We start from the raw sequence: 23443 nt of genomic DNA on the forward strand, positions 1-23443 counted from the left end.
GGGCGCCGGTCAACCCTTCTGCTCCACGCGCACCCAGTCGACCTCGGCCCGCGCTCCCCCGGCCGCGATCTGGTCGACACTCGACTGCGGCAGCCCCCAGTACGGAGTGGTGACCTTGTTCCATCCCGCGGGGTAGGCGCCCCCCAGGGCGAGGTTGAGGATGACGTACTGGCTGTGGTCGAAGACCCATTGGCCGCGGGTCGATTCCAGCTTGTTGCGCGTCGTCTCCTGGACCAGGGCGTCGTCGACGTAGAAGCGCATGCCTGTCGGTGTCCACTCCACGGCGTACGTGTGCCACTGGTCGGCACGGCCCCCCGCGGGGTAGGTCTGGCGGGCACCGATGTTGCCGTCCGCCGAGTAGCCGGGGCCGTGCAGGGCCGTGCTGGTCCAGTCCCCGTAGCCGATGTTCTCCATGATGTCCGTCTCCCCGGAAGCCGGCCACGAGACGGACGGGTCGTCGACGTTGCTGCCCAGCAGCCAGAACGCGGGCCAGAAGCCGTCGCCGACCGGCAGCTTCATCCGGGCGCTGACCCGGCCGTAGGCGAAGTCGAACTTGGTGTGGGTGTCGATCCGCCCGGAGGTGAAGTCGTAGGTCCCGCCCCCGGCCTGGGTGCAGCCCTTGCAGTACTTGGCCTTCAGGAGAAGGCTCCCGTTCTCGGTGCTGATGTTGTCGGTGGAGTCGACATACGCCTGCGACTCCCCGTTGACCGGGCCCATCTCCTGTCCGGTTCCGACCACGCGCCACTTGGAGCGGTCGAGACTCGTGCCCGTGAAGTCGTCGAAGAACGTCGTCCGGTACGTGCCCGACTGTTCTCCGGGCAGTGCGGGATACGCGGCCGCGGCGCTGCCTCCCGTGCCCCAGACCTGGAACTCGTAGAGGGAGTAGCCGAACTGGGCGGTCGCGGGCGCGGGGTTGTAGAAGGACCGGCGTTCCTTGCCGAGCATCCGCACATAGCGGCCGGTCGCGGGCTGCGGGAGGGTGACGGAGTCGTGGCGGCCCACCGCGTCCGCGGGGGATTTCACGTCGGCGCGGCGGGCGGCGACCTCGGCGGCCGACGGCTGGTAGACGGTACGCCAGGTTCTGTTGTCGTCGGAGACCTGGAGTTGGTAGTCGACCGCGTAGGCCGCCTCCCAGTACAGGTCGACGGTGTTGATGGTCGAGGTAGCGCCCAGGTCGACCGAGATCCACCGGTCGGCGTTCCAGTCACTGGACCAGCGGGTCGAGTCCGCCTTGAGGTCGGCCGGCCAGCCTCCGTCGGTCACGAAGGCGGGTGAATTGCCCGCGTGCTGGTAGAGGTTGGAGTAGGCCGGGTGGCTCAGCGCGAGGTTGGTGCGGGTGGTCGAGGCCTGGGCCGGTTCGCCGCCGTAGACCTTGAACGCGTACAACGAGTAGCCGTACGCGGTGGCCCGTTCGACGCCGCGCAGCCGTACGTAGCGGCCGGTGACCTCCTGCGGATAGGTGTGGGCGGTGACCGAACCTCCGGAGCCGCTGGTCTCGGTGAAGAACGGCGTCCAGTCGGTGCCGTTCCTGGACGTCTCCAGGACGTATCGCTTGCCGTAGGCGGCCTCCCAGTCCAGGACGACCCGGTCGATGCGCAGGGTGGCACCCAGGTCGATACGGATCCAGGCGTCGTCCGCGAACTGGCTCGACCAGCGGGTCGAGGCGTCGCCGTCGAAGGCGAGGCCCGACGTAGTGCCGGGGTTCTCGCTGCCCGAGGCGGTCACGGCGCCGGGGTTCGCGGTGTAGGCGGCCGCGGCCCGGTCGGTGTCCCAGGTGGCGTCGGCGGCCGCGGCGACGCGCTGGGGCGCCGGGACGGCGAAGGCCGGCGCCGGCGAGAGCAGTGACAGGGTGGCGAGGGCGATCATCAGCGTGCGGTGGGTACGGGATGGCATGCGGCTCTCCTGAGGGAGGTTGGGGGTGCCGGTTCCGTGCTGATGTGCGGGTTGGTCACGCGGTGACGTCGAACTGCTCCGGCGCCGATGGAGCACCGCTTCCTGAAGCGATCCGATCCCGAAGGCAGACTCTGAAGACTCCAGAAGACAGGCTCCGGAGCCTCCCGAGCGCAGGGTCTAAAGCGCCGGCGTCGACCGGCGCGCGATCATGTGCGTGGGCAGGACGACGGGGGTGGTCGGCGACTCCTGGCCGGCGAGGCGGGCCAGGAGCAGGCGGGCGGCCGTCTCCCCCATCTCCCGCATGGGTTGGCGGACGGTGCTCAGTGAGGGCTCGGTGTGGCGGGCCACCGGGATGTCGTCGAAGCCGATCACCGCGATGTCCTCGGGCACCCGGATCCCGGCGTCCCGCAGGGCGCCCAGAGCGCCCACCGCCGCGAGATCGTTGTGCGCGAAGACCGCGTCGAACTCCCATCCCTCGGCGAGCAGTCGACGCACCGTCGCTCGCCCGTCGGCCTCGGTGAAGTCGCCCTCGACGACGAGTTCGAGCCCCACGCCGTGCTCGGCACAGGTGGCTCGGAACCCTGCGAGCCGGTCGCGTACACAACCGAACCGCGCGGGCCCGGTGAGGACCAGCGGCCTGCGCCGGCCCCCTGCCAGCAGGTGATGTGCGGCCGCCGCTCCGCCCTCGGTGTTGGCGGCCGTGACGGACGGGAACTCCGGGTGGTGTCCCCGGTCGTCGACGAGGACGACGGGCAGACCGTCGCGGTGCAGCGCCGTCAACATCTCCAGGGTGTTCTCCGGCTCCACCACGAGCAGCCCGTCGAAGGCGCGTGCCGACACCTGGCTGGTGAAGCGGGCGACGGATTCGGCGCCCCGGTTGCAGGTGAACAGCAGCAGCCCGAAGTCGGCGGCCTCCACCGTGTCGACGACGCCCTGCAGCACCTCGCCCATCCACGGCCAGGTCAGTGAGGGCACCAGCATGCCCACGGTCCGGCTGCTGCCGCGGGCCAGCCCGACAGCACCCGAACTGGGTACATAGCCCATGCGGTCGATGACCTCGCGGACGCGGGCGGCAGTCGACGCGTCGACCTCGCCACGGGTGTTCAGTACCCGCGACACGGTCGTCTTGCTCACGCCGGCCGCCTGGGCCACATCGACGATGGTCACGGCCACAACTGCCTCCCGGCACAGGGGGATCGCGACTTCACGCGCCAGGGGCGGAACCGGAAGCGGTACCGGAACCGGTTCCGGCGCTGGGCGGGGAGTCAACCGGACTGTCATGGTGCCGTCAATACTTCACGTCGAGATTGCCGGGGCCGAACCTCGGCCCCGGCTTTGCCTTCGGGACTTGAACGATCCTGAAGGCCCCGCCCGTGCCGGCGCGGGGTCGACCCGTACCCCCGGCTCAGGAGTGCGGAACCACCGCTACCGGGCAGGACGCGTGGTGCATCACCGCGTGGGTCACCGAACCGATCCGTGCCCCTACCGCCGAGTGGTGTGCGCGGCGGCCGACGACCATCAGCTGGGCCCGGTCGGCCAGCGACAGCAGGACCTGCCCGGCGCTGCCCATCTCGACGTGCTGTGTCACGGGCACGTCGGGGAAGCGCTCCCGCCACGGCTGGAGCGCCTCGGCGAGCGCCTTCTTCTCGTACGGCTCCAGGCCCCCGGCCTCGTCCAGCAGCTTCAGCGAGCCGGGGCTGTAGGCGAACACCGGCGGCAGGCTCCACGCCCGTACGGCACGCACCCCGGCACCACGCGCCGCCGCGGTCTCGAAGGCGAACCGAAGGCCGGCCGCGCTGTCCTCCGGGCCGCCCTGCTGGCCCACGACGATCTCCCGGCCGCCCACTTCGGACGAGGCGCGGTCACCGGCCCGCACCAGGACGACCGGGCACGGGGCCTCGGCGATCACCTGCTGGCCGACGGAACCGAGCAGGAAGCCGACGATCGTGCCGTGTCCGCGGGATCCGAGGACCAGCGTCCCGGCCTCCGCGGCCTCGGCCAGCAGCGAGTCGACGGCGCCGCCGTCCAGTACCTCGGTCGTCACCGGCAGGTCCGGGTGCCGGTCGGTGACGGTGCGGGCCGCGTCCTCGACCATGTCCCGTGCCCAGCGCGCCTGCTCGTCCCGGTTCGCGCCGCCGAGCAGTTCGTGGTGGGACCACTGCCAGGCGTACACCGCGCGCAGGGGCAGCCCGCGGCGGACGGCTTCCCTGCCCGCCCAGGCCAGCGCGGCCCGGCTCTCAGGGGATCCGTCCACGCCCACGGTGATCCTGTCGGTCATGCGCCTGCCTCTCCGTAGCCGGCTCGCCCACGCCGCCGGTCCCTCGATCCTGCTGACCGGTCCAGTGTCGGTCACCGCGACCGCCGGGTCGCGCAGGGCCCGGGTGTACCGCCTATGCGGGCGCCGTCCCGGTGGGCCAGGTCGACATAGCCGAGCGGCACCGGGCGCGACGGCCGGGCGAAGAACACCGCGGGCAGACCGGCGTCGGCGAACAGCGCCGGCAGCGGGTCGTCGGCGTGGGTGGAGACGACTAGGTCCTGCCGCAGTTCGTTCAGCGCCTGCTGCCGCGTCTGCGCGGAGTCGGCGAACATCAGCAGCGGATGCGTCGACCGGGGACGCAGGCAGTCCACCACGCCGGTGACGACCCGGCCGAAGAACAGGTCCGACGGTACCCGTGCCGTGAAGGCGTTCCGCTCCTCGCGGGACACGCCGGACACGACGAGCGCGCCCGTCTCGGTCCGTCGGGTCACCAGTGATCTGGCGGCCCGGTTGGGGGCGTGTCTGCTCATTTCAGCGGCCTATCCGGCCCGGCGCCACGAGGGTATGGAGCGCTCTCTCGCACCACGACACCAGGAACGCCCCGACCCTTGTGAGCGCACCTCTTGAAGACAATCATCCACGGTCCGGCGACCTCTACGGAGCCCAGACGTCACCGAACTACCGCAAAATGACTGCGTGTTGACGTCTCATCGGGAAACAATCAACGGCACTCGTGCGACAACTCTTGACGCTGTGTTCACGCGGATGAAGCATGCATCCGCAAGAGAGCGCTCCCAGCACCTCCAACCGTTCACTTTCTGAACCAGGAGAGTCGCCCCCATGCCTCACCTCCCCACGGATTCCCCGGACTCCGTCCGGTCCCTGCCCGCCAGACGGTCCGTCCTCGGAGCGATGGCCGCCACCGCGGCCGCGCCCGCGCTGCTCGGCCTGTCCTCGCCGGCGTCCGCCGCGTCCGCCGCGCCCGTCGCGCAGCCGCGAGCCCTGCCCGGCGGCGGCGATCTCGGCCCGAACGTCATCGTGTTCGACCCCTCGACCTCCGGCATCCAGGCCAAGCTGGACGAGGTGTTCCGACAGCAGGAGTCGGCCCAGTTCGGCACAGGCCGCTACGCGCTGCTGTTCAAGCCGGGCACCTACAACGGGCTCAACGCCCAACTCGGCTTCTACACCTCGATCGCGGGCCTCGGGCTGTCCCCGGACGACACGGCGATCAACGGCGATGTGACCGTCGACGCGGGCTGGTTCAACGGCAACGCCACCCAGAACTTCTGGCGTTCGGCGGAGAATCTCGCCCTCACCCCGGTCAGCGGGACCAACCGGTGGGCGGTCGCCCAGGCCGCACCTTTCCGGCGGATGCACGTCAGGGGCGGTCTCAACCTCGCCCCCACGGGCTACGGCTGGGCCAGCGGCGGCTACATCGCCGACAGCCGCATCGACGGCTCGGTCGGACCGTACTCGCAGCAGCAGTGGTACACCCGCGACAGTTCGGTGGGCGGCTGGGCCAACGCCGTCTGGAACATGGTCTTCTCCGGTGTCCAGGGCGCACCCGCGCAGTCCTTCCCGAACCCGCCCTACACCACCCTCGACACCACACCGGTGTCCCGGGAGAAGCCGTTCCTGTACCTCAACGGCAGCGAGTACCGCGTGTTCCTTCCGGAGCGGCGCACCAACGCCCGGGGCACCACCTGGGGCAGCGGCACCCCGCGCGGCACGTCCCTGCCGCTCACCCAGTTCTACGTGGCCAAGCCGGGCGTCACCGCCGCCACCCTGAACGCCGCGCTCACCCAGGGCCTCCATCTGCTGCTGACCCCGGGGATCTACCACCTCGACCAGCCGATCCAGGTCAACCGCGCGGGCACCGTGGTCCTCGGCCTCGGTTACGCCACCCTGATCCCGGACAACGGCGTCACCGCGCTCAGGACGGCCGACGTCGACGGGGTGCGGCTCGCGGGATTCCTCATCGACGCCGGTCCCGTGAACTCGTCGACGCTGCTTGAGGTGGGCCCCACGGGGGCTTCCGCGAGCCACTCCGCCAACCCGACCACCGTCCAGGACGTCTTCATCCGGATCGGCGGCGCGGGCGCCGGCAAGGCCACCACCAGCATGGTGATCAACAGCCGCGACACGATCATCGACCACACCTGGGTCTGGCGCGCCGACCACGGCACCGGGGTCGGCTGGGAGACCAACCGGGCCGACTACGGCATCCGCGTCAACGGCGACGACGTCCTGGCCACCGGCCTGTTCGTCGAGCACTTCAACAAGTACGACGTCCAGTGGTACGGCCAGCGCGGACGGACGATCTTCTTCCAGAACGAGAAGGCGTACGACGCGCCGAACCAGGCCGCCATCCAGAACGGAAGCGTCAAGGGGTACGCGGCCTACAAGGTCGCCGACTCCGTGACCACGCACGAGGGATGGGGCCTGGGCAGCTACTGCTACTACAACGTCGACCCGGCGATCGTCCAGCACAACGGCTTCGCCGCGCCGAACACACCGGGCGTGAAGTTCCACGACCTGCTGGTCGTCTCGCTGGGCGGCCAGGGTCAGTACGAGCACGTCGTCAACGAGACCGGCGCACCCACGTCGGGCACCTCGACGGTGCCGTCCACCGTGGTCTCGTACCCCTGACCGCCCCGCGCGGAGCTCACGTCAGCAGGACGTCAGGCTCCCGAGGTCCACGGCGTCGGCCATCGCCTGCATCCCCTTGTCGTTGGGGTGCAGGTGATCGCCGCCGTCGAAGAACGGAAGGATCAGCTGCGGGTCGTAGGGATTGCGCGTGATCCTGTCGAAATCCGTCACGGCGTCGAGCGCGCCGCTGTTTCTGATCCAGTCGTTGACGCCCTGACGCACGGCCTCGGAGGCGGCGTCGTACTCGGACCAGCCCTTGAACGGCATGACGGTCGCGCCGACGACACATTTGCCCGCCGCGTGCGCCCGGTCGATGATCTGCCGATAGCCGGCGATCATGTCGTCCACCGTGACACCGGAGTGGGCCTTGATGTCGTTGATGCCTTCGAAGAGGAAGACCGTGCGGACCCCGGGCTGCGAGAGGACGTCACGCTGGAGTCTGTTCAGGGCGGCCTGCCCGGCGCCGTCCGCGAGCACCTTGTTGCCCGAGATCCCCTCGTTCGCCACTCCCTTCACGGTGAGCCCGGACGCGGCCTGGAGCCGCCGGGACAGATAGTCGGGCCAGCGGCGGTTCTGGTCGGTGGTCGAGGCCCATCCGTCGGTGATGGAGTCGCCGAGGGTCACCACCGAGCCGACCGCGGCGGACGTCTCCACGTCGACGGCGTCCAGCCAGTACCAAGAGCCCATGGGATCGGTCCAGTTGGCCGCGCCTTCTTCGGCCGCGTGGTCGCCCGCGGTCGCATAGTTGGTCTGCATGGCCATGCCGTGGCCGGTCGTCGGTCCCTGGGCGCCGGTCACGTACAGGCTGATGACCAGGTCGCTCTGGGCGGCCAGTGTTCCGGGCAGCGGATCGCTGAGCACGGTCTCGCCGGCCGGGACGGTGACGGACGCGGCCCCGCCGAAGGACAGCCGCCGGTTGGAGCCGTGGACCAGCTCCGCACCTTGTCTCCGCAGCCCGGCGTACGCGCTCGCGAAGGTCACCGGGTGCTCGCCGAAGGCGTTGGACAGCCGGATCCGCATGTTCGTGCCGCCGACGCTGGTGCGCACGATCAGTCGGTAGCTGCGGTCGGCGGGTCCCGCCCCCTGCCGGTCGGCGCTGGCGCCCCAGGTGACCACGGGGTGCTTCGCCCGCGCCTCGGCGGCGGGCGTCACCGGCGTGCCCGACGAGGCTCCCGGCTGCGCCGCCGCCGAGGCGGTCAGGGGTCCGCAGACCGCGAGGAGCAGCGCCGACACGATGCCCACGGCGCGGCGTCGGAACCGGGCGCCGCTCACCCGAGGCCCCTCAGGGTGACGGACTCACCGGGCTTGAGGCTGACCTTGCGCGAGGCGCCGCCCGCGACGACGGTCGTCTCGCGGCCGCCGACGCTCTTCAGGGTGGCCCGGGTCACCTTGCCGTTCTTCCAGCTGAGGTCGGCGACGAAGCCGCCGCGGACGCCCACGCCGGACACCGAGCCGGATGCCGCCCAGGCGGCGGGCAGCGCGGGCAGCAGCTCGATGTGTCCGGGCCGTGAGTAGACCAGCATCTCGACGATCGCCGCGGGGGTGCCGAAGTTCGCCTCGATCTGGAAGATGCCCCGGCCCGTCTCCACCTCGTAGATGTCGAAGAGGTTCATCGCGCTGCCGTTGCTGCCGTTGACCGACGGCTTGAGGTTGTTGACGACCAGCTGGTAGGCCTTCTCGGCGTTCTTCAGCCGCGCCCAGCACAGGCTGCGCCAGGCGTTGGCCCAGCCGAAGCTGTTCATGCCGCGCGCGGTGAGCAGGGCGGTCGCGCCGTCGAGGATGTCCTTCGGCGTGGATCCGTCCGGACGGATCCGGTCGCCGGGGAAGAGGCCGATGAGCGGGGAGAGGTGCCGATGGGTGGTCTCGCCGAGGTTGTCGGGCGACATCCACTCCTCGAGCCAGCCGGTCTTGGGGCTGACCACGGGCAGGTAGAGGCGCGCCCGCAGACCGTCGACGGTCTTGCGGTAGGCGGCGTCCCTGGCGAGCTCCTCGGTCGCGGTGCGGTAGTTGCCGAAGAGGTTCCACACCAGTTCCTGGGCGTACGTGATGCCCTTGGCGTCGAGCGGACCCTGCTCGGGCGACCAGTCGCTGTCGGCGATGAGCACCTCGCGCTCGGCCCCCGACGCGTCGGTGACGGTCGTGGTGATGAGGCGGGCCTCCCAGAACTGCACGGCGCCCTTGAGGAGGGGGTAGATCTTTTTGAGGTAGGCGCGGTCCTGCGTGTACTCGTAGTGCTCGAACAGGCTCTGGCAGATCCAGGCGTTGCCTGCCGGGTGCCACCACCAGCCGCCCCCGCCATAGGGGTTGGTGGAGATCGCCACGGTCCAGCCGGCGATCTTTCCGCTGGAGTTGCGGTACCGGTTGGTGGAGTCGTTGAACAGCCGCTGGGTGACCTCCGTCCAGTCGGGCAGCTGTACGAGGCAGTAGTCGGCGAAGGCGTCGAAGCAGTCGGACAGGCCCGCCCGGTCGGCCATCCAGTAGTTCATCTGGAGGTTGACGTCGGTGTGGTAGTCGGCCATCCAGTCCGGGTCGTTGCCGTCCAGCCAGGGGCCCTGGAGGCCCATCGGCAGGCTGCCCCGGGATCCGGAGATCATGAGGTAGCGGCCGAACTGCAGGTAGGCGGCCTCGAGTTCCGGGTCGGGGATGTCGTCCCGATGGCGCGCCCGCAGCCGCTCCAAGGTGTCCAGTTCGCGCTGCGCGGCGGAGGACGTGCCGAGGTCGATGTCCAGCTGTCCGAACACGGCCCGGAAGTCGGCGACATGTGTGTGCAGCAGGGTGCTCGCCGAGTGGCCGGCCGCGCTCAGGACCTTGGTCCTGGCGAGGCGCTCCGGTGCCAGGGACGGGTCGCGGTACTTCGTCGCCGCGTCGGGCACGTAGTTGGTTCCACCGCTGACGACGACGGTGAGGTCCTTGCAGCCGCTGAACGCGATCGACGTACCGTCGACGCGGACCCTGCCCGTGCCGCTGTACGCGGTGACGGCGGCGCCGTACTTCAGGCCGTTGGCCAAGGAGGCACCGAACGACGTGTAACGGCCCGCGCCGTTGGCGGTGGTGGACTCGCCGTGGGTGCCCGCGAGGGAGACGGTACCGGTGTAGGAGCCGCCGCCCTGCTGGGAGAAGTACAGGACGACGGCGTCGTCGGGACGGCTGGCGAAGATCTGCCGCCGGTAGGTGACGCCGGAGATGTCGTACGAGGTGGTGATCAGGCCCTGGGCCAGGTCGAGGGTGCGCCGGTAGTTGTTGACGTTGCCCAGGTCGTGGTCGGGGAGGGCGACGGTGAGTTGGGCCAGCATCGTCAGGGAGCCGAAGTCGTCCCGGCCGTACGGGAACTGACCGTCGCTCTGCAGCTTGTCGTTGAGACCTCCGGTCCACAGGGTGGCGTCGGTGATCATCAGGAGTTCGTCGGCGGGGTCGTTGCTCGCGAGCACCCCGAGGCGCCCGTTCCCGACCGGCAGCCCCTGCTCGATCATCGACTTGGCCGAGCCGGGAGCCCCCCACCACAGCTGGTTCTTCGCGGCGTCGGCCGCGGACAGCATGGGCGACGCGGTGGGGCGCAGGGGGGCCGCCGAGGCGGTGAAGGCGGGCAGACCACCCAGTGCGGTGGCCGCGCCGGCTGCGGCGGCGAGGGCGAGGAAGCCTCTGCGGCTGGGGGTGTTGTCGCGTGCTGCGGTGTGCTGAACGTCCACGGTGTTGCACTCCATATCCGGGAGCTGCTCATGCGGGAACGACGGCTGCGGACCGTCGGCGTGCTACGGGTCCCCGCGGGGCCCGGGTCGTGTCACCGGGCCCCGCGGGAAGCGGGTCGGACGGACGGCCGAACTGAGAACCGGCCGCTGAACCAACCGACTACGGAACTCAGACCGACTGCGGGACGACGATCCTGTCGATGTCGGGGGCGTATCCGCTGCCGCTGTCGAAGGTGATCGTGTTGGAGCCCGCCTTCAGCGCCAGTTGGACGCTGACCGTCTCGGCCGTGCCCCAGTCGCCCGTGGAGGGGAACTTCTCGCTGGTGCCGTTGCCGCTGTTGGAGAAGACGGTCACCGAGCGGGGGTCGCCGCTGACGTAGCCGACCTTGACGGTGTAGATGCCGTCCTTCTTCACCGTGATGTCGTTGAACCGCAGCTTGCCGCCGGTGTAGAGGTTGCCGACCTTCTTACCGCCGGAGCACGCGTCGCAGCCGGCGACCGAGGCGTTGCCCGACAGGGTGTTGGTGTCGGACTCGGCCTCGTAGCTCGTGGTGGTCAGCGTGCCGCCGCCGGGCTTGACGGTGAACAGCCGCGAGCCGTGGGCGGGCAGCGCCTCGGTGATCTTGTTCTTGTAGGTCCCGAGGTTCGCCTTGTTCCACAGGTCGCGCACGGAGGCGTTTCCGGTGAATCCGAGTGAGGCCCACTGGGCGGTGACGGAGGCCGGCGAGTCGGCGAGGTTGAACAGGGCGACGGTGTAGCTGCCGTCGGCGTTCTTGGTGCTCCAGACCTGCTGGTCGCCGACGGTGGTGACCGGACGCGCGACGGGCGAGTCGTTCTGGTCGACGGCGATGACTTCCTTGTTGGTCAGCAGGGAGACCCCGTAGCTGTCCAGCTTGGTGAGGTCGTCACCGGTGAACAGGGGCGACTTGTTGATGGCCCACAGGGTCATGTAGCTCTGCCGCTCAGCCTTGGTGAGGCCGTCCATCTCGCCGTTGCCGACGTCGATGCCGTCCAGGTCGTTCCAGCCGCCCGGGCCCGCCTTGCGGCTCCACGCGGGGGCGTCGTCCCACCGGTCGTTCACCGAGTTCTCCCAGGTGACAAGGGTGTTGCAGTAGCACTCGACGTCGGTGTCGATGCGCCAGCCGTTGGAGTACTTCTTCCAGTCGGCGGCGTGGCCGATGTCGAGGGACCAGGAGAGTTCGAGGTGGATCGGGCGCCCGGCGGTGGCGATGGCCTGCTGCCAGGCGGCGACGTCGGCGACGTTGTTGTAGTTGTCACCGGACTTGAAGGAGCCCGGGCCCACGCCGTCCAGCTTGAGGAAGTCGTAGCCCCAGTCGGCGAACTGCTGCGCCTGCGAGTCGATGTACTTCTGCGCGCAGGGCTTGTCGAAGTCGATCTTGTAGGCGTTGTCCCAGCCGTTGGTGGTGCGCAGGTCCGGGTAGACGATGTCGGTGGTGGTGCAGCCGGGGGCGTTCCAGATCGGCGTGCTGCCGTCGCCGTACGCGCCCTTCTCCAGGCCGACGGGCAGGTAGATGCCGGCCTTGAGGCCCTTGGAGTGGATGTGGTCGGCGACCGACTTCATGCCGTGGGGGAAGCGGACCGGGTCGGGCGTCTGGCGACCGTACTGGTCGAAGCCCGTCTTCCAGGTCTTGTCCATCCACCAGCCGGCGTCGATGTTGACATGGTCGTAGCCGTAGTTCTTCAGCTTGGCCGCGAGGGCGTCCGTCTGCTTCAGGACGTTCGCCTCGGTGAGGTAGCTGTAGTCGCCGTCCGGGTTGAGGCCCGGGTACTTCGACGACTGCATGCTCCAACTCGACCAGCCCATGTACGGCTTGGCGGCGACGGGAGTGGTGGCGGGGGTCTCGCGCGGCACCGGGGTCTTGGCCTCTGCGGCCGGGACGGTCGTCGCGAGTCCTGCCGTGAGGGCGAACACCACCACGGCTCTCAGGGTGCGTGCGGGCAGGACGGAATACGAGGATGACCGCATGGGTCGTGCCTCCTGTGGGGTCAGGGTTGGGGCGGCTCAGCCCTTGCCCGAGCCGATGGTGAGTCCGCTGATGAACTGGCGCTGGAGCGCGAAGTACACCAGGAGAGTGGGGATCGCGGTCATCAGGGCACCGGCCGCGATGAGGTTGGGATTGGTGAAGTAGGCACCCTGAAGGTTGGCCAGGGCGGAGGTGATCGGGCGCTTGTCGCCGCTCTCGATCAGCGCGAGCGGCCAGAAGAAGTCGTTGTAGATCCAGATCGATTCGAGGGTCGCGAGGGCCGCGAACGCGGGGCGGCACAGCGGCAGGATGATCTGGAAGAACTGGCGCCAGACGGGGGCACCGTCCACGAGCGCCGCCTCGGATATCTCCTTCGGGATCGTCTTCATGTAGTTGCTGAGGACGAAGGTGCAGAACCCCGACTGGTAGGCGATGTGGATCGCGATGATGCCCCAGGCCGAGTTGTAGAGGAGGAGGGAGTCGCTCATCCACTGCGGCAGCGGGATGAGGAGGTAGAGGCGGTACAGGGGGGTGATGAGGACCTGGGCCGGGAGCAGGTTGCCCGCGGTGAACAGCATCAGCAGGACGATGTTCCAGCGGAAGTCGAAGCGGGAGACGAAGAAGGCGACCGCGGCCGAGAACAGCAGGGTGCACAGAACGGACGGCACCGTGATGAGGACGGAGTTCCAGAAGAAGTGCGGCATCCCGGACTGGCTCCAGGCGTCGCTGAAGTTACCGAAGCCGATGCTGTGGGGCCAGGAGAGATAGCCGTGCTTCGCGGTGTCCGAGTAGGGCCGCAGCGAGGTGTACATGGCCCACAGCAGCGGGACGAGCCACAGCAGCGCGATGCCGCCCAGCATCAGATGGCGGCCGGTCTGGCGCCGCGGCCCGGAGGGGGTCTTCGGCGTCTGCTGCGCGCGCCGGGTCCGCGGTCGGGAGGCCGGGCGCGGCACGGTCGTGGTCACTGGTCCTCCTTGCGGAAGTTCTGGACGAGGAAGGTCCCGATGGCGGCAAGGGAGACCACGAGCAGGACGACCGCGAGGGCGGACCCGTAACCGATGTGACTGGACTCGCCGATGATGTTGTCGGTGATGAGGAGGGACAGGAGTTCCATGCCCGGCTTGCTTCCGACGCCGCCACCGAGGACGTAGACGACGTCGAAGGACCGCAGGGACTCCATGACCGTGATGACCAGGATGATGACGTTGACCGGTTTCAGGGCCGGGAAGACCACCCGCAGGAAGGTCTGGCGTCCGTTTGCGCCGTCGAGCGCGGCGGCCTCCTTGAGTGCCGGATCAAAGCCCTTCAGGCCGGCCAGGTAGAGGATCATGATGTATCCGGTGTGCCGCCAGCTGGAGGCGACCAGGACGGCCCACAGGTTGAGGTCGGGGTTGCCCAGCCAGTCGATGTGGTGGCTGGATCCGGCGGCGCCCAGGAGGCCGTTGAGGAGCCCGGTGTCGGGGTTGTAGATGATCTCCCAGATGAAGCCGACGACGGCCAGGGAGAGCACCATCGGCAGGAAGATGGCGGTCTGGTAGATCCTCGTGAAGCGGATCTTCCGGTCGAGCTGGTAGGCGAGGAAGATGCCGAACGGGGTCGGCAGCAGGGCCGTGAACAGCAGCCAGATCACGTTGTGCCGCACCGCGGGCCAGAACGGCGGGTAGTTGGTGAAGATCTCCTTGTAGTTGTCCAGGCCGATCCAGTGGATGTCGGCCAGGTCGATGCCGTCCCAGGTGGTGAAGGACAGCCCCAGGGAGGCCAGTGCGGGCAGCCAGACGAAGAAGAGCAGGGCCGCCAGCGGGATGCCGATGATGACGGTGAGGAAGATCCGGTCGCCGGTGCCGAGCCGACGCGGGCGGGCGCGTCGCGGGGCGGGGGGCGTGGTGGGCGCGGAGGACACGGTGCGTGAGACCTTTCCGGTCCTGGTCAGGCCGTGAAGAAGCGCGAACGCTGGGACTCGATCTTCTTCAGCGTTCCCGAGCCGTCGTCGGGGTGGCTGAGCCACTCGGTCAGGCCGGGGAGTACGACGGTGGAGATGAAGCCGGGGTCGCTGTCGCGGTCCGCGAACTGGCTGATCTGCTTGGCGGAGGCGATGAGGTCGGCGGACTTCTTCTGGAGCGCGTTGTACGAGCCGGTGCTCGCCTTGTCGTTGACGGCGAGGTTGCTCGGGTCGACGCCCATGTACAGCTCCTCGGTGTGGGCGCCGCCGAGGAACTCCAGGAACTTCTTGGCACCGGCCTCGTTCTTGGGCCGGCGGCTGAGCATGAACCCGTCGGTGGGGGCCTCGACGGCGCCTTGACCGTGCGCGGCGTCGATCTCGGGGAAGGGGAAGAAGTCGATGTCGGCGCGTATCTTCTCGTCCGTGATCTGCTGTCCGAGGAAGAGGCCGATGACGGCCATCCCGGACTTCTTGTCGAGCAGCGACTGGGCGGCGTCCTGCCAGGAACGACCGGCGGCACCCTGCTGGTAGTAGGGGGCGAGTTCGCGCCAGTGGTCGAGGGTGGCGAGGGCGCGCTTGTCGGTCCAGGAGACCTTGCCGCGCATCAGCGACATGTGGAAGTCGTAGCCGTTGGTCCGCAGGTTCACGTAGTCGAAGGCGCCGAGGATGCTCCAGCTGTCGCCGCCGCCGTAGCCGGAGGCGATCGGCGAGAGCCCGTCCTTCTTCATCCGCTTCGTGAGCGCGATGAACTCGCTCCACTTCTGCGGGACTTGGTAGCCGCGCTCCTTGAAGAGGCTCTTGCGGTAGAAGACGGCCCACGGGTAGTTGTACAGCGGCACGAAGTAGTACTTGCCGTCCTCGCCGCGCGAGAGCTGCTTGGTGGCGTCGCTGAAGTCGACGCCTATCTTGTCCCAGACGTCGTCCAGTGGGCTGCAGAGCTTCTTCTTGGCGAAGTACTGCATGCGGTAGCCGGCGAACCAGGTGAAGACGTCGTCGGGGGTGCCCTGCAGATAGCTGGTGATGCTCTTCTGGAAGGTGTCGTGGTCGACGGTGTTCGTCTTCACCGTCAGACCGCTGTCCTTGGCGAACGCTCCGGTGACGGAGGCGTAGGCCTTCTTGGGCGTGGCGTCGCCGCCGTTGGATCCGAAGGTGACCGTCTTCGGGTCGGCCCCCGCTCCCCCGCCGCAAGCGGTCAGAACGGGCGCGGCCAGTGCGGCGGCGCCGAGTCCGAACAGTCCGCCGACGACTCTGCGGCGGCCCGGGTCACGCGCAGCCAGGGGATTGCGGCTCTGCTGCGTCATTGTTGCTCCTCACGCGTGTCCGTACATGTCTGATCTTCAGTGCATGGCTGTGCTTCCGTGCATGGCTGTGCTTCAGTACGTGCTGGTCGGTGCGTGGTGTGCTCGTCGGCGCGTGCTCGCCCCTCAGGGCGTCGTGCTCCTCAGCGCGCGTCCGAGGTGGTGAAGGACTGGATGGCGGTGGCCGCCGCGCCACGCGCCCACTCCTCGAAGGGCAGCGGCCTGGTCTGTACGTCGCAGTCCGCGGCCGAACCGAACGCGGCCGCGGCGAACGCGTCACGGATCTGCTCGGCGAACAGGTCGTAGGCGGCCAGGCCTTCGCCGGAGATGATCACGCGCTCGGGGCCGAGGAGGTTGGCCACGGTCGCGATGCCCCGGCCGATCGCCGCTCCCGCCCGGGCGTACACCTCCCGGGCGCCGGGGTCGCCGTCGTGGGCGAGGGCCAGGGCCGCGGTGGCGTCGGCGACACTCGCGCCGGTGACCTCCCGGATCCGGCCGACGATCGCGGGGTCCGAGGCGATCGCCTCGACGCAGCCCCGGTTTCCGCAGTGGCAGCGGGGACCGGCCGGGTCGATCGCCACGTGCCCGATCTCCCCGGCCACGCCGTGCGCTCCCGCCACCACCTGTCCATGCACCACCAGGCCGCAGCCGATGCCCGCGCCGACGGTCACCAGCGCGAAGTCGGACAGCCCCACCCCGGCCCCGAACCACTGCTCGGCCACCGTCAGCGCCCGAACGTCGTTGTCGAGGGTGACCGGCAGTCCGGTCGTGGTCGCGGCCAGTTCGGCGAGGGGAACGTCGCGCCACTCCAGGAACGGCGAGTAGCGCACCACCCCGGCCGCCCGGTCCACGTCACCCGAGACGGCGATGCCGAGCCCCCGGACCTGCACCCCGAAGCCGTCCGCCTCCGTCAGCAGTTCCTGCACGAGTCCCGCGACGGAGGTCAGTACCGCCTTGGGTTCGCGGGAGGTGAGCGGAACGCGCCGGGCGACCCGGATGCGGCAGCACAGGTCGGTGAGTACGGCGATGAGCTCGTCGCCCGTCACCTTGATCCCCAGGAACAGGGCCCTCCCGCCGTCGACCCGCACCGGGTTTGCGGGCCGCCCGAGGACGGGCTGCCGTGCGTCCTCGGCGACGTCCTCCACGAGGTAGCCGGCCTCGATCAGCGGCCGGACCGCCTTGGTGACCGCCGCCGCCGACAGCTGGGTCCGCCCCGCTATCTCCGACCGCGTGAGCGGGCCGTGGGACAGCACGGTGGTGAAGATCTGGGAAGCGGCCGGCGTGTGGGCCGGGAACGCCTCGGTGAGAGAGGTCGAACGCATGGCCGGAACCTAAGGCCCTTATTTTCTGCTGTCAATGAAAGAAGCAGGATTCTCTTGAGGATGCTCCATGAGGTACCTGTGACCTGTGAATTCCAGAATGCGAGCAAGCATTGACACGTGATCCAAGGTCGGGGTTGGCTTTTCCTTGTCTCGTACGTGAGCTCCACCTGAACGCGAGGATCCATGTCGCCGATCTCCTTCGCCCCGGACACCGGGGTCTGGCTGCTGTCCACACCGCGCACCTCGTACGCGCTGCGGATCGACGAGACCGGAGCGCCCTGCCATGTCGCGTGGGGTCCACGACTGACGCTTGCGGAGGCCGAGGAGCTCGCCGCGCCACCCGCGCCCGAGGCCAGCAGCTTCGAGGGCAGGCCGCCCGTCGGGGAGGAGCTGCCGGTCGACGGCGGCACGCGCTACGGACCGCCGTCACTGCAGGTCCGGTTCGCGGACGGCTCGCGCGCCTTCGAGTGGCAGCCGACCGGCCACCAGGTCGACGAGGGCGAGCTGACCCTGTCGTTCCGCGACCGCCGCTACCCGTTGCGGGTGGCGCTCCACTACCGGGTGCGCGAGGACACGGACGTCATCGAGCGCTGGACCGTCGTCCGCAACGACGGCGACGAGCCCGTCACCCTGCTGCGTGCCGACTCCGCCGCCTGGACCCTGCCGCCGCAGCGGGACTACCGGCTCAGCCATGTCACGGGCCAGTGGTCAGCCGAGAGCCAGTTGCGACGCGACCGACTGCCGTACGGCGAAACCGTGTTGACCAGCCGTCGCGGGATCACCAGCCACCACGCGAACCCATGGCTGATGCTCGACGCGGGTGAGGCGACGGAGGAGCACGGGCGGGTGTGGAGTGCCGCCCTCGCATGGAGCGGGAGCTGGCGCGTCACCGTGCAGCGCACCCCCGACGGGCGGGCCGGATTCACCGGCGGCCCCGGCCAGGACGGCACGACCGTGCCGCTCGAGCCGGGCGAGGAGTTCGCCACTCCCCCGTTCGCGGGACTGTGCACCGACGGCGGCTTCGGCGCTGCCAGCCGCGCCTGGCACGCGTACGTCCTGGCCCATGTCCTGCCCCATGCCGACGAGTTCGCCCCGGTGCTCTACAACTCCTGGGAGGCGACCGGCTTCGACGTCGACGAGATCGGGCAGAAGGCACTCGCCGAGCGGGCGGCGGCGCTCGGGGTGGAGCTCTACGTCGTCGACGACGGCTGGTTCGGGGCGCGCCGCAGTGACCGGGCGGGCCTCGGCGACTGGACACCGGCGCCCGACCGCTTCCCGGACGGGCTGGCCCCGCTGGTCCGCGCGGTGCACGGGCTCGGGATGCGCTTCGGCCTCTGGGTGGAGCCCGAGATGGTGAACCCGGACAGCGACCTGTATCGCGAACACCCCGACTGGGTACTGCACTTCCCCGGCCGCCCCCGCTCCGAACTGCGCAACCAGCTGGTCCTCAACTTCGCCCGCCCCGAGGTCGCCGACTGGGCCCACGGCTGGCTGACCCGGCTGGTCAGCGACCACGGCATCGACTTCCTCAAGTGGGACATGAACCGCGCGTTCAGCGAGGCCGGCTGGCCCGACCGGCAGGACGGCGCCGACCGCCTCGGCCCCGCGTACGTGCGCAATCTCTACGGCGTCCTCGACCGTCTGCGCGCGGACCATCCGGCGCTGCGGATCGAGACGTGCAGCGGTGGCGGCGGCCGCGTCGACCTGGGCATTCTCTCCCGTACGGACCAGGCGTGGGCGTCGGACAACACCGACGCCGCCGACCGGATGGGGATCCAGCAGGGCTACGGCCAGATCTACCCCGCCCGCACGATGGGCGCCTGGGTGACCGACGTACCCAACCAGCTCACCGGCCGTACGGTCCCGCTGCGCTTCCGCTTCCACGTCGCGATGGCCGGGGCGCTCGGCATCGGGGGCGATCTCACCCGCTGGTCCGAGGAGGAACTGCGGGAGGGGGCCGACCTGGTCGCCACGTACAAGAAGGTCCGCCATCTCGTCCAGCACGGCAGCCTTGACCGGCTGTCGCCGCCCGCCGAGGACTCGGTCTGCGTGGTGCAGTACACCGCCGCGGACGCCTCGGAGACCCTGCTGCTCGCCTACCGGCGTGTCTCCCGCCACGGCGCGCCGAGGCTGCCGGTCCGGCCGCGCGGTCTGACCCCCGGGGGCCGCTACCGCGACGCCCGCACCGGCACCGTGCACCACTCCACGGTGCTCGGCGAGTACGGTCTCGACCTGGAGCTGCCGGCGGGCGACTGGGCCAGCACGACGGTGCACCTCGTCCGGGAGGACTGACACCTCGCCCGGGAGGACTGACACCCCGTCAATGTGCTGGTGGGCCGCCCGATGTCGCTCTCGCCCGTCGGGGGCCCGTCAGTACCGCTGGGCCTTCGCCAGGACCGGGGTCAGCTGGGGTTGGGTGGGTTGTCTGCTGATGGCGACGGGCTGGGCGCGCTGACCCGGCTTGAGGTTCTCCGCGCCCACGAACCTGGTCTCGACGACCTTGCCGTCGGCGTTCTTGAAGTCGACCTGGACGGCGTACGAGGCCGTGCGATCGGTGTTGTTGGTGATGTTGACGAGCACGGCGAGCAGGCCGCCCGTCTTCGCCCTGGGCAGGCCGGTCATGGCGACGTCGGACCGCGCGTTCCCGGCGCCCTGCACCTTCTTCAGCTCCGCCTGTGCCTGCGCGCTCGCGCGGGCCGTGTCGGCCGAGACGGACGCCTCGAACTCCGAGGCCGCGGCGGACAGCGAGGAGGCCGCCGCCGAGGCCGAGGCCCGGGCGGAACCGATGATCGAGGAGGCGGCCGAGGCCAGGGCGGACGGCGGTGTGCCACTGAACGACGAGGTGTCCGGCGGGGTGGCGCGCGGGGTGACGGAGGCGGCGCCGCTGTCGCCGCCGCTGTTCGTGCTGCACGAGACGAGCGCGGCGCCGCAGGTCAGGGTGGCCAGGAGGGCCGCGGTCGCGCGGCTGCGGCCGGTCCGTGCCGGGACACCGTGGGTGCGTCTGCTCATGGAGCTCGTCCTCTTCCTGCCGGTCCGAAAACCCGCTCTACGGGCCTCCCTCATGCTCCGTGCCGGGCTCCGCGTCCGCGATCGGTGCTGACCCGTTGGGGTGTCCGGCCCACGGCGAACCGGGGTCTCGGCGCGGGACTGCACCGTGCACACCACCACGTGACCATCTGCGGTTTCACCGGTGCCCGTGGGACGACGAGGAAATCAACCGATAGGCCGGTCTCGCGCTGTTCGACGCCTGCGCCTCGAACGAAAGGGCGTTGCACGCCTACCCGGGCAGGCACAACCGGGTGCCCAGACAGCGGGGCGCTCGACGGCGTTCGGGCCTTGCCGACGAGGGAAAGAACCTCTGGTGGACGGCAAAAGGCAAAGGCAAGGAGAGCTCTCTCCTTGCCACTCTCAACGTATAGCGCACTGGGGGGCTTGCCACAAGACCCGGGTCACGGCGCAGAATCGTCGGCCGATGCCACAACCTGCGGAAATGGGGACACGACGTGCGTGTGTTGTTGTCGACGTATCGGCCGAGGACGTGCTCGACAAGAGGTTCGACAGAGTTCGAGGCGCCGGTGATTCGATCGGCCACTGCAGTGCAGCGGAGCACGGTTGCCTCGGAGGTACCGCAGTGACTGAGCGGTACGTGTGGGATCTTCAAGAGGTTGACGAGACGCAGCTCGCGGTCGTCGGCGGCAAGGGCGCGCACCTGGGCGGACTGTCGCGCATCGAAGGCATCCGCGTGCCAGGTGGTTTCTGCGTGACGACGGACGCCTTCCAGCGGATCATGGCGGAAGCGCCGTCGCTCGACCATCGGCTCGATCAGCTGTCGCGCCTGAACCCGGACGATCGTGAGGCGATCCGCACGCTCAGCGCGGAGATCCGCCGGACCATCGAAGAGATCGCCATCCCGGGCGATCTCGCGGCGGCGATCACCCGCGCGCTCGCCCAGCTCGGCGAGCAGGCCGCCTGCGCCGTCCGATCCAGCGCGACGGCAGAGGACCTGCCGACGGCCTCCTTCGCCGGCCAACAGGACACGTACCTGAACGTCGTGGGGCCGACGGCGATCCTCCAGCACGTCAGCCGGTGCTGGGCCTCGCTGTTCACCGAGCGGGCCGTGACCTACCGCCAGCGGAACGGCATCGACCACCGTACGGTCCACATGGCCGTGGTCGTGCAGCGGATGGTCTTCCCGCATGCGGCCGGCATCCTGTTCACGGCCGACCCCGTCACGGGCAACCGGAAGGTCGCCACCGTGGACGCCGGCTTCGGCCTCGGCGAGGCCCTGGTCTCCGGCCTGGTGAACCCGGACGTCTTCAAGGTGCGACACGGCGAAGTCGTCGCCAAGGCGATCGCCGCCAAACAGCGTGCCGTTCACGCCCTGCCGACCGGCGGTACGCAGGAAGTGGCGATCGACCCGCAGCGGCAGGAGCAGCCGGCGCTGACGGATGCGCAGGCCGTGCGGCTCGTGCGACTCGGGCGGCGGATCGAAGCGCACTTCGGCCGCCCGCAGGACATCGAATGGTGCCTGGTCGATGGTGGCTTCCAGATCGTTCAGAGCCGGCCGATCACGACGCTGTTCCCCATCCCCGAGACCGGCGACCAGGAGAATCACGTCTACGTCTCCGTTGGTCATGGGCAGATGATGACCGACCCCATGAAGCCCCTGGGGCTCTCCATGTGGCAGCTGACGGCCATGGTGCCGATGCACACGGCGGGCGGGAGGCTGTTCGTCGACGTCACCCGGCGCCTGGCCTCGCCCGCGAGCCGCGCCGGCCTCCTGGACGTCATCGGGAGAGGCGACCCACTGATCAGGGACGCTCTGGAGACCGTCCTCGACCGCGACGATTTCGTCCCGTCGCTCCCGGACGCGGGTCCCGGCGGGCCGCCGGCCGGCGGTGCGTCCGCCCCGATCGAGACCGACCCGGCCATCGTCACCGAGCTCATCGAGCGCAGCCAGGTGTCCATCGCCGCCCTGGAGCGCGACGTCCGGACGAAGACCGGACCGGCGCTGTTCGACTTCCTGCTGGAGGCCTTCGAGGAGCACAAGCGGGTCCTCAGTGATCCGCTGAGCATGCAGGCCATCATGGCGGGGATGGAGGCCACGTGGTGGCTCAACGACACGCTGCGGGAGTGGCTGGACGAGAAGAACGCGGCTGACACGCTCACCCTGTCCGCCCCCGACAACGTCACGTCGGAGATGGGACTGGCGCTGCTCGACGTCGCGGACGTGATCCGACCGCACTCGGAGGTGGTGGCGTTCCTGCAGGGCGTCGAGGACGAGGGCTTCCTGGACGAGCTGGCGAAGCTCACCGGCGGGACCGAAGCGCGCGACGCCATCGAGGCCTACCTCGACCGGTACGGCATGCGCTGCGTCGGCGAGATCGACATCACGAGGCCACGTTGGCGCGAGCGCCCCACCACGCTCGTGCCCGTGATCCTCGACAACGTCAGGAACTTCGAGCCGGGCGCCGCCGAGCGGCGCTTCGAACAAGGGCGACAGAAGGCGCAGAAGAAGGAACAGGACGTGCTGTCACGCTTGCGGGCCCTGCCGGACGGGGACCGGAAAGCGGACGAGGCCAAGCGGATGATCGACCGGGTCAGAACCTTCATCGGGTACCGGGAGTACCCGAAGTACGGCATCGTCAGCCGCTACTTCCTCTACAAGCAGGCCCTACTGGAGGAGGCCGAGCGCCTCGTGCAGGCAGGCGTGCTTCCTGAGAAGGAGGACATCTTCTACCTCACGTTCCAGGAACTCCACGACGTCGTGCGCTCGCACCAGGTGGACGGCCGGCTCATCCAGCAGCGCAAGGACGCCTTCCGGTCGTACCACGCGCTCACACCGCCCCGGGTGCTCACCTCCGACGGTGAGGCCGTCACCGGGGCGTACCGGCGCGACGACGTGCCGGCCGGCGCCCTGATCGGCCTCCCGGTTTCCGCCGGGACCGTCGAGGGGAGGGCCCGCGTCATCCTTGACATCGCGGAGGCCGATCTCGAAGCGGGCGACATCCTGGTCACGACCTTCACGGACCCCAGTTGGTCGCCGCTGTTCGTCGGAATCGCGGGCCTGGTGACGGAGGTGGGCGGCCAGATGACCCATGGCGCGGTGATCGCCCGGGAGTACGGCTTGCCGGCCGTCGTGGGCGTGGAGCAGGCCACCCGGCTGATCCGGGACGGGCAGCGGATCCGCGTGCACGGAACCGACGGATACGTCGAGATCCTGCCTTGACCGTCCACGCCGAGAGGCCTCATCCGTAGCTTCCGGTGCCGATCCCCCGTCAGAAACCCATGACCAGGTGGAACGGTCCGGCGACGAGAGACCGACCGCATCAGGCGGATTCGGTCCCCACAGCGCCGGTGCCACAGCCGCTGTACCGACTGTCGGGACCAACACGCCCAACAGTCGGTACGGCA

General features: G+C 69.6%; 14 protein-coding genes and 1 pseudogene. 3 read left to right on the forward strand and 12 right to left on the reverse strand.

The features are described 5' to 3' along the window. Positions 1-9: 9 nt before the first annotated feature. The 4 genes and pseudogenes from OG798_RS06885 to OG798_RS06900 form a co-directional block, all read right to left on the reverse strand. On the reverse strand, positions 10-1893 hold the full coding sequence (locus tag OG798_RS06885) for a discoidin domain-containing protein (RefSeq protein WP_267060669.1): 1884 nt from the start codon (positions 1891-1893) through the stop codon (positions 10-12). Between the two features lie 177 nt (positions 1894-2070). After that, the gene (locus tag OG798_RS06890; RefSeq protein WP_095856597.1) at positions 2071-3066 is read right to left on the reverse strand and encodes a LacI family DNA-binding transcriptional regulator; all 996 of its coding nucleotides are present in this window, start codon (positions 3064-3066) and stop codon (positions 2071-2073) included. Positions 3067-3298: 232 nt separating this feature from the next. Further along, positions 3299-4171 carry a universal stress protein gene (locus tag OG798_RS06895; protein WP_328756616.1) on the reverse strand — a complete coding sequence of 291 codons (873 nt, stop codon included), beginning with the start codon at positions 4169-4171 and terminating at the stop codon, positions 3299-3301. Positions 4172-4284: 113 nt separating this feature from the next. Next, positions 4285-4689, reverse strand: a pseudogene (locus tag OG798_RS06900) (LacI family transcriptional regulator); the annotation flags it as partial. Between the two features lie 301 nt (positions 4690-4990). Here OG798_RS06900 and OG798_RS06905 point away from each other — a divergent pair. Beyond that, positions 4991-6799 carry a coagulation factor 5/8 type domain-containing protein gene (locus OG798_RS06905; protein WP_328756617.1) on the forward strand — a complete coding sequence of 603 codons (1809 nt, stop codon included), beginning with the start codon at positions 4991-4993 and terminating at the stop codon, positions 6797-6799. A gap of 21 nt (positions 6800-6820) precedes the next feature. Here OG798_RS06905 and OG798_RS06910 read toward each other — a convergent pair whose 3' ends face one another. The 7 genes from OG798_RS06910 to OG798_RS06940 all read right to left on the reverse strand — a co-directional run bounded on the left by OG798_RS06910 (position 6821) and on the right by OG798_RS06940 (position 17029). Continuing rightward, entirely contained in the window at positions 6821-8071 is a 1251-nt protein-coding gene (locus OG798_RS06910) for an SGNH/GDSL hydrolase family protein (RefSeq protein ID WP_328756618.1), read from the reverse strand. Next, complete coding sequence (locus OG798_RS06915; protein ID WP_328756619.1) at positions 8068-10485, reverse strand: glycosyl hydrolase family 95 catalytic domain-containing protein; 2418 nt, start codon at positions 10483-10485, stop codon at positions 8068-8070. Before OG798_RS06915 ends, OG798_RS06910 begins: the two co-directional genes overlap by 4 nt. 169 nt (positions 10486-10654) lie before the next feature. After that, positions 10655-12472, reverse strand: coding sequence for an alpha-galactosidase D (locus OG798_RS06920; protein WP_328756621.1), 1818 nt, complete (start codon positions 12470-12472; stop codon positions 10655-10657). Between the two features lie 36 nt (positions 12473-12508). After that, entirely contained in the window at positions 12509-13435 is a 927-nt protein-coding gene (locus OG798_RS06925; protein WP_218835976.1) for a carbohydrate ABC transporter permease, read from the reverse strand. Then, positions 13432-14370: a carbohydrate ABC transporter permease gene (locus OG798_RS06930; protein ID WP_257039543.1), complete on the reverse strand. Its 939-nt coding sequence runs from the start codon at positions 14368-14370 to the stop codon at positions 13432-13434. The genes OG798_RS06925 and OG798_RS06930 overlap by 4 nt, the downstream gene beginning before the upstream one ends. Before the next feature lie 26 nt (positions 14371-14396). Continuing rightward, the gene (locus OG798_RS06935) at positions 14397-15710 is read right to left on the reverse strand and encodes an ABC transporter substrate-binding protein (protein ID WP_328756622.1); all 1314 of its coding nucleotides are present in this window, start codon (positions 15708-15710) and stop codon (positions 14397-14399) included. Positions 15711-15850: 140 nt separating this feature from the next. Then, positions 15851-17029: an ROK family transcriptional regulator gene (locus tag OG798_RS06940; protein WP_067377305.1), complete on the reverse strand. Its 1179-nt coding sequence runs from the start codon at positions 17027-17029 to the stop codon at positions 15851-15853. Positions 17030-17212: 183 nt separating this feature from the next. On the opposite strand from OG798_RS06940, the gene OG798_RS06945 reads away from it, so the two are divergent. Next, entirely contained in the window at positions 17213-19321 is a 2109-nt protein-coding gene (locus OG798_RS06945) for an alpha-galactosidase (protein WP_267060675.1), read from the forward strand. Between the two features lie 78 nt (positions 19322-19399). On the opposite strand, the gene OG798_RS06950 is transcribed toward OG798_RS06945, so the two are convergent. Next, entirely contained in the window at positions 19400-20038 is a 639-nt protein-coding gene (locus tag OG798_RS06950) for a hypothetical protein (protein ID WP_095856590.1), read from the reverse strand. 622 nt (positions 20039-20660) lie between these two features. On the opposite strand from OG798_RS06950, the gene rph reads away from it, so the two are divergent. After that, entirely contained in the window at positions 20661-23258 is a 2598-nt protein-coding gene (rph, locus tag OG798_RS06955; RefSeq protein WP_328756623.1) for a rifamycin-inactivating phosphotransferase, read from the forward strand. Positions 23259-23443 lie beyond the last annotated feature (185 nt).

This window comes from Streptomyces sp. NBC_00271, assembly GCF_036178845.1.
Classification (GTDB): Bacteria; Actinomycetota; Actinomycetes; order Streptomycetales; family Streptomycetaceae; genus Streptomyces.

Excerpts from the sequence above, each read along its gene's own strand:
- OG798_RS06935 (WP_328756622.1), bottom strand. The coding sequence starts at position 15,710 with ATGACGCAGCAGAGCCGCAATCCCCTGGCTGCGCGTGACCCGGGCCGC.
- OG798_RS06940 (WP_067377305.1), bottom strand. The coding sequence starts at position 17,029 with ATGCGTTCGACCTCTCTCACCGAGGCGTTCCCGGCCCACACGCCGGCC.
- OG798_RS06950 (WP_095856590.1), bottom strand. The coding sequence starts at position 20,038 with ATGAGCAGACGCACCCACGGTGTCCCGGCACGGACCGGCCGCAGCCGC.
- OG798_RS06920 (WP_328756621.1), bottom strand. The coding sequence starts at position 12,472 with ATGCGGTCATCCTCGTATTCCGTCCTGCCCGCACGCACCCTGAGAGCC.
- OG798_RS06895 (WP_328756616.1), bottom strand. The coding sequence starts at position 4,171 with ATGACCGACAGGATCACCGTGGGCGTGGACGGATCCCCTGAGAGCCGG.
- OG798_RS06945 (WP_267060675.1), top strand. The coding sequence starts at position 17,213 with ATGTCGCCGATCTCCTTCGCCCCGGACACCGGGGTCTGGCTGCTGTCC.
- OG798_RS06885 (WP_267060669.1), bottom strand. The coding sequence starts at position 1,893 with ATGCCATCCCGTACCCACCGCACGCTGATGATCGCCCTCGCCACCCTG.
- OG798_RS06905 (WP_328756617.1), top strand. The coding sequence starts at position 4,991 with ATGCCTCACCTCCCCACGGATTCCCCGGACTCCGTCCGGTCCCTGCCC.